Annotated in this window: 7 protein-coding genes; all 7 read left to right on the plus strand. The window is 28.5% G+C overall.

Features of this window, described 5'->3' with window-relative positions; genetic code table 11:
• The first annotated feature begins 337 nt into the window (after positions 1–337).
• The gene (gene fusA / locus B2671_RS11735) at positions 338–2,416 is read left to right on the plus strand and encodes an elongation factor G (protein WP_346870592.1); all 2,079 of its coding nucleotides are present in this window, start codon (positions 338–340) and stop codon (positions 2,414–2,416) included.
• A 224-nt stretch (positions 2,417–2,640) separates the two neighbouring features.
• Positions 2,641–2,877, plus strand: a complete 237-nt coding sequence (locus B2671_RS11740) for a hypothetical protein (protein ID WP_346870593.1) — start codon at positions 2,641–2,643, stop codon at positions 2,875–2,877.
• Complete coding sequence (locus tag B2671_RS11745) at positions 2,837–3,025, plus strand: hypothetical protein (RefSeq protein ID WP_346870594.1); 189 nt, start codon at positions 2,837–2,839, stop codon at positions 3,023–3,025. The genes B2671_RS11740 and B2671_RS11745 overlap by 41 nt, the downstream gene beginning before the upstream one ends.
• Positions 3,026–3,242: 217 nt before the next feature.
• Positions 3,243–3,881 carry a histidine phosphatase family protein gene (locus B2671_RS11750; protein WP_346870595.1) on the plus strand — a complete coding sequence of 213 codons (639 nt, stop codon included), beginning with the start codon at positions 3,243–3,245 and terminating at the stop codon, positions 3,879–3,881.
• Positions 3,882–3,910: 29 nt separating this feature from the next.
• Positions 3,911–4,645, plus strand: coding sequence for a TraX family protein (locus B2671_RS11755; protein WP_346870596.1), 735 nt, complete (start codon positions 3,911–3,913; stop codon positions 4,643–4,645).
• 46 nt (positions 4,646–4,691) lie between these two features.
• Positions 4,692–5,942, plus strand: a complete 1,251-nt coding sequence (locus B2671_RS11760) for an aminopeptidase P family protein (protein ID WP_346870597.1) — start codon at positions 4,692–4,694, stop codon at positions 5,940–5,942.
• A gap of 275 nt (positions 5,943–6,217) precedes the next feature.
• Positions 6,218–7,555, plus strand: a 1,338-nt coding sequence (locus B2671_RS11765; RefSeq protein ID WP_422653239.1) for an ABC transporter ATP-binding protein, incomplete at its 3' end; no start/stop codon positions are given.

The raw sequence follows: 7,555 nt of genomic DNA on the forward strand, positions 1-7,555 counted from the left end.
ATCCTCTTCGCGGAGCCATTTCTTATAATTATAAATTTTATGTAGATAATTTTATTAATTATCTACTTTTTTATTGTTTTAAAATAAAATGATATTACTTCAAGAAAGTACAAACAGTGTTGTTATAAGATATTTTTATAAGGAAAGAATATTAGTTAATTTAAGAAATATAAATAGATATAAGGCTATATTATGGCTTTATTCTATTTATAATTGATTAAATATTATAAATATTCTAACGTTTGAAGGAAATTTTGATAATGCATAGAATAAAATATATATTTAATACAATTTTATAAACTTAATACATCCAAATTTAATTTAGGGGGTACGCCTTATGAAAGAGTATAAAATTAATAATTTAAGAAATGTGGGAATAATTGGTCATAGTGGTTCGGGCAAAACAAGTTTGATGGAAAGTTTACTATATTACACTAAAGAGATTGATAGGATAGGAAAAATTGAGGATGGAACTACTGTAAGCGACTATGATGTAGAAGAAAAAAAGCGAGGAATATCTATTTCTACAGCTGTTGCTCATTGTGAATGGAAAGATGTTAAAATTAACTTAGTAGATATGCCAGGTTATTTTGATTTTGAAGGAGAAATAATTGAAGGACTAAGTGCTATCGATATGGCAATGATAACTGTGTGTGGAGTTGCAGGAATTGAGGTAGGAACAGAGAAGGCATGGAATTATGCAGTTGAGCGTAAATTACCGAGAGCTATATTTGTAAACAAACTAGACCGTGAGAATAGTAGCTTTGAAAAAGTTTTAGAGCAATTAAAAAATAAGTTTGGTATGTCTGTTGTGCCTATACAATACCCAATAGGAAAAGAAACAGAATTTAGGGGTATAGTAAACATTATATCTAATAGAGCTAGAATATTTAATCCTAAGACTCATACTATGGAAGAAGGAGAAATTCCAGAGGAGTTAAGAGATAAAGTGGAAGAGTGTAAACAAATGCTCATGGAAGCGGTAGCAGAAACTGATGAAGTTTTGTTAGATAAATATTTTAATGATGGGGAATTAAGTGAAGAAGATATATACCATGGGTTAATCAAAGGGTCATCTACAGGTGATATATGCCCTATAATGTGTGGTTCGGCTATAGCAAGTATAGGAACTGAAACATTATTAGAAGATATAGTAGAATGTTTCCCATCTCCAATAGAGACTAATTTATATATGGCTAAAGATATTAAAAACAATGCATTTATAAATATAAAAATTAATGAAAAAGAGCCATTTTCAGCATTTGTATTTAAGACAATAGTTGATCCATTCATTGGTAAATTATCTATGTTTAGAGTTATAACAGGATCTGCAAGATCAGATACTGTTGTATTCAATTCATCTAAAGAAAAAGATGAAAAAATTGGATCACTATATTTTATGAAAGGGAAAAAACAATATCCTACTACAGAAATAAAAGCTGGAGATATTGGAGCAGTTTCAAAATTACAATTTACTAGTACTGGAGATACTATATGCGCTTCAAACAGACCCATTGTGTTTAATAGAATGAAATTTCCATTACCAGTATATTCTAGAGCTGTAATACCTAATACAAAGGGCGATGAAGATAAAATATCAAGTGGACTTTCAAAGTTATTGGAAGAAGATCCTACATTCTCAATATCAAGAGATATAGAAAATGCTGAAGTAGTAATTTCAGGTATCGGTACAACCCATCTAGAAGTTTTAGTAAGTAAATTGAAAAATAAATTTGGAGCAGATGTAAGTCTTAGAATTCCTAAAACACCATATAGAGAAACAATCAAAAAAATTGCAGATGTACAGGGAAAACATAAGAAACAGTCAGGAGGACATGGACAATATGGAGATGTAAAGGTTAAATTTGAACCTAGAAATGATGGTGAAGATGAATTAGAATTTGTTGATGCAGTAGTAGGAGGTGCTGTTCCTAGACAATATATACCAGCTGTAGAGAAGGGGCTTAAAGATTGTATACTTCATGGAGTACTTGCAGGATATCCAGTTATAAGATTAAAGGCAACATTGCATGATGGTTCATTCCATCCAGTAGATTCCTCAGAAATGGCATTCAAAATAGCATCTTCTTTAGCTTATAAGAAAGGTATTCAAGAGGCAAATCCAATTCTTTTAGAACCTATAATGTACCTAGAAATAGATATTCCAGATGATTATATGGGAGATATTATAGCTGATATAAATAAAAAACGTGGAAGAATACTAGGAATGGAGCCGGGATTAAAGGGCCAAAGAATAATAAGTGAAGTACCTCAAGCTGAATTGTATAACTATGCTACTGATTTAAGAAGTATAACAGGGGCTAGAGGAAGCTTTAGAAGTAGATTTGAAAGATATGAAGAAGTTCCAGGAGACTTAGTAGATAAAATTGTATCTGAAAATAAAAAGGAAGCATAAAAAATAGTATAAATTTTGAGTAGATATTCTAATTTTATATAAATAGATAAATCCAGTGATAATAGAAGTTTTATCACTGGGTTTATTTTTTATGTAGTGAGTTAATATATAATTAATTACTTTTAGATATTTAATACTTCAAAGAATATATGATTTAAATAATAATGTATAAAAATATGTGAACTTTAACAAACTATAAATAATTATATAATAGGGGGTTGTTTATGTCAGACTATAAAATGAATATATATGGACAGATTAGATTAAGCGATTATAGTTCTATTCATGACTATATGGGAATAATTGGACCGTTAGATAACTTCCAAATTGAGATGAGCGAAACCAAGGTAGAAGATGCAAAAGTATTATGTAACATTTTAGAAAGTGATAAATTTGATATAGTTGAGAGAGGAGGAAGAAATGATGGTAAGTACTATATTCATGCCACAAAACGAAGATGAAAAATTATTAAAAGATGAATTTGGAATTGGATCTCATAAAATTGTTGAGGAAAACGATAATCTTATGCTACTAGATGAGTTGTTTCATGATACAAAAGTGTTACCTAATAGAGTACAATTAGATAAATTTGATATTTATAAGGATTAATATGCTAGTATAATTAGTAGACTTTAGATAGTATGCAAGTATGTAAGTTTTAAGAGGGCTTACTATTTGCATATTTTTTATATAGAAATCTTAATATTTTTTCATGTAAATTCAATGTATAAGCATAGAATTTACATGTGGTATATTTGCATATTTAGAGAAGTTATATTAAAATTGGTATATTAATAAGTTTTAATTTAGTGTAGGAGGAGAAGAAGTGACAACAACTGTATATTTAACTCGTCATGGACAAACTCAATGGAATGTAGAAGGGAGGATGCAAGGTTGGAATGACTCTCCTTTAACAGATCTAGGAGTAAAACAAGCAGAATGGCTCGGAGAGAGATTAAAAGGAATTAATTTAGACAAGATATACTCAAGTTCTAGTGGTAGAGCCTATAAGACAGCAGAAATAATTAATGAAAATAAGAATGTTGAACTTATAAGTCATGATGGACTAAGAGAATTGAAATTAGGTAAGTTCCAAGGATTGAACCAAGATGAAATAAAGAAAATGTATCCAGAACAATATTATAATTATTGGAATAAACCAGAAATATATAAACCTGTAGGCAATGGAGAGACCATTGAAGAGCTCATTGAAAGAATTGATAAAGTAATTATGGAAATTATAAAAGAAAATAAAGGAAAAAGTATTCTTATAGTTACACATACTATGCCTATAAAAGCATTACTTTGTAGTTTAGAAAATATTGATATAAGTAATTTTTGGATGGAGCCATACATAAAACAGACAAGCCTTACAACTATAGAGTTTGATGATAAAATACATAAGATAGTGCAGTGTGCAGATATATCACACCATGAATATCAAGTGAAAGAATATAATGAATAGGAAGATAATCATTGGGGGATTGTTAAGTTATGGATAGTTTCTCACTTAAACTATTGGCCTGTGTAACTATGCTAATTGATCATATAGGAGCCGTATTTTTTCCGGAAATAATATTTTTTAGAGTCATTGGAAGAGTGGCATTTCCTATATATGCATTTTTAATAACAGAGGGATATAGTAGGACTAAGAATATAAAAAGATATATGTTTAGGCTATTTATTTTAGCTATCATATCACAAGTACCTTACATGCTAGCATTTGAGACTAAAGGGCTAAATGTATTTTTTACACTTCTTTCAGCAATATTTATTATAATAATACTAGATAAAAAAGTTCATTGTTACAAGTTAAAGCATTATATTAAGATATCCAAAGAAGTATTTGATATTTCTATATATATAATTAAATTTATCATTATATTAGGAATACTATATATCTTAGAGAAATTTCAATCTGATTATGCAGTATATGGAGTTTGTATCATATTATGCTTTAAGATATTTAAAGAGAATTTTAAAAAATTAACCCTTTCTATGATAGGATTGAATTTTTTATATACTATACCATATTTAAAATATTTTATGGAACCATTTGGAGTAAACCTTAGAATTTTTCTTCAAGCAACTTGCATTAATAGCTTATTTTTTATTTATCATTACAATGGGAGTGAAGGTAAAAAAATACAATTAATATTTTATGGGTTTTATCCACTTCACTTATTAGTTTTAGTATTTATTAGATATATTCTAATAAATGGTATATAATAATTAGTGGGATTTATAGAAAATATTGATGAAAAGGGGATTAATTATGAATAAGATTTTTTTTGTTACTAACAGAGAAAAGTTAGGGGATGTGCTTTCTCAAAATTCTATAGCTATCTTTTTTGCTGGACAAGCTCCTTATAAGTCTGCAGATGAGACTTATCCATTTACACCAAACAGAAACTTTTATTATTTAACTGGTATTGACGAAGAAAAAGTAATTATGGTAATGATAAATATTAATGGCAAAATGTCAGAAATGTTATTTATACAAGAGAATGATCCTGTTATGGCTAAATGGGTTGGTGAAACAATAAGTGAAGATAAAGCAAAAGAAGTTTCAGGTATAGAGGATATTAAGTTTTTAAAAGATTTTGAAAGTACCATTGCAAGTTATTTTGATAGATTTAGTATTGATAATGTGTATTTAGATTTAGAAAGACAAGAATTTAATATTCCACAAACATCATCTCAAAATTTTGCGGTAGATATTATGAAAAGATATCCATATGTAAGAATTAAAAATATATATCATGATATAGCTTTACTTAGAACTATAAAAAGAGAAGAAGAAATCGAATTAATTAAAAAAGCTATAGATGTAACTTATGATGGGATAAAAGAAATATGGAGTAATGCTAAACCAGGAATGAAAGAGTATGAAATTGAAGCATATTTTAATTACATTTTAAAGAAAAATGGAGTTAAGGACTTTGCATTTCCAACTATTGCAGCTACAGGAAAGAATGCAACTATACTTCATTATGTAGATAATAATACTAAGACTAAAGATGGAGAGCTTATGCTTTTAGACTTAGGAGCACAATATAAATATTACAATGGGGATATAAGCAGAACTTTTCCTATCAATGGAAAGTTTTCAGAAAGACAAAAGGAAGTATATAATATTGTATTAGAAGCTAATGAAACTGTTATGAAAGCAGTAAAACCAGGAGTTACTACTGGTGAATTACAAGACATAACTAAAAAAGTTCTTGCTCAGGGATGTAAGAGAATTGGCCTTATAAAGGAAGACTCAGAGTTAAATAAATACTACTATCATGGTGTAGCACATCCATTAGGATTAGATACCCATGATGTAGGACCGAGAAATATAGAGCTTAAACCAGGTATGATTATTACAGACGAGCCGGGACTTTATATAGAAGAAGAATGTATAGGCGTTAGAATTGAAGATGATATTCTAGTTACAGAGGATGGTTATGTAAATCTTTCTGCTCATATAATTAAAAGTATAGAAGATATAGAAATGTTTATGAGTAAAAATAGTAATTAATTTCTTAGCAGTGAAAGTTTTTTTGTTGAAGATTTATGTATATTAATTAAAGAGTATTTTAATAAGTTCATAGAGAATTTAAGCTTCAGTAGAAGGAGTTTTTCTGCTGGGGCTTAAAACTTTGTTTATAGAACAATTTTTTAAATTTTACTAGGAGATATGGAGGAATTTTAATGTTAAAGAGATTTATATCTTATTACAAACCACACAAAACTCTATTTATAATTGATATGATATGTGCATTTTTAGTAGCAGCCATGGATTTAGTATTTCCTATGTTTACAAATTACCTACTAAAGGATGCAATTCCTAATAAGAATCTAAGAATAATATTAATATTTACAATTATCTTAGTATTATTGTATGTAGTTAAGCTTATAGCAAATTATATAATAGATTATTGGGGTCATGTAATGGGCGTAAGGCTTCAATATGATATGAGAAAAGAAGTTTTTGCCCATCTTCAGACATTACCATTTAGCTATTTTGATGATAATAAGACTGGAAATATTATGTCACGTATTGTTAATGATCTAATGGATATTTCTGAGCTGGCACATCATGGACCAGAAGATGTTTTTATTTCAATAATAATGCTTATAGGATCCTTTGGGTTACTATGTGCTATAAATATAAAATTAACATTAATAATATTTGCTTGTATACCTATAATTATAATATTTACTATGACTAAGAGAATGAAAATGTCCAAGGCATTTTATGATGTTAGAAAGAAGATAGCTGTAGTTAATACTAAGCTAGAAAATAGTATATCAGGAATAAGAGTTGCTAAATCTTTTACTAATGAAGAATATGAAATGGAAAAGTTTGATGAAGGAAATACTCAATTTAGAACTAGTAGATCTTCTGCTTATAAATATATGGCAGAGTTCATGTCTGGAATGAGATTTTTTGTAGACATGTTAAATGTAGTTGTTTTAGGGTTTGGAGGTTACTTCGTATATAAAGGGGAACTAGGCGTAATTGATCTATCTACTTATTTTCTATATGTAGCATATTTTATGCAACCAATAAGAAGATTAACATCATTTGTGGAACAATATCAATCAGGTATGTCAGGATTTAAGCGTTTTGTAGAGTTAATGGATACTAAACCAGATATAGTAGATAGTGATAATGCAAGAGAATTTAAAGATGTACAAGGTGAAATTGAGTTTAAAAATGCTACTTTTAAATATGAAGGTAGTGAAGAAATATTATCTAATATAAATTTAAAAATAGAAAAAGGTAAGACTTTAGCACTAGTTGNNCCATCTGGTGGTGGTAAAACAACTATTTGTCATTTAATTCCAAGATTTTACGAACTAAATAAAGGAAAAATTACCATTGATGGAGAAGATATTAAGGACATAACATTAAAGTCCTTGAGAAAAAACATAGGAATAGTACAGCAAGATGTATTTCTATTTACAGGAACTATAAAAGATAATATTCTCTATGGAAATCCTGAAGCTGACGATGATGAGGTTATTGAAGCAGCTAAAAATGCTAATATTCACGATTTTATCATGTCACTACCAGAAGGATATGAAACTTATGTAGGGGAAAGAGGAGTAAAATTATCTGGGGGGCAAAAGCAAAGAATATCTATT

The organism is Clostridium sp. UBA5119 (genome assembly GCF_002414285.1).
GTDB classification, from domain to species: Bacteria; Bacillota; Clostridia; order Clostridiales; family Clostridiaceae; genus Clostridium_J; species Clostridium_J sulfidigenes.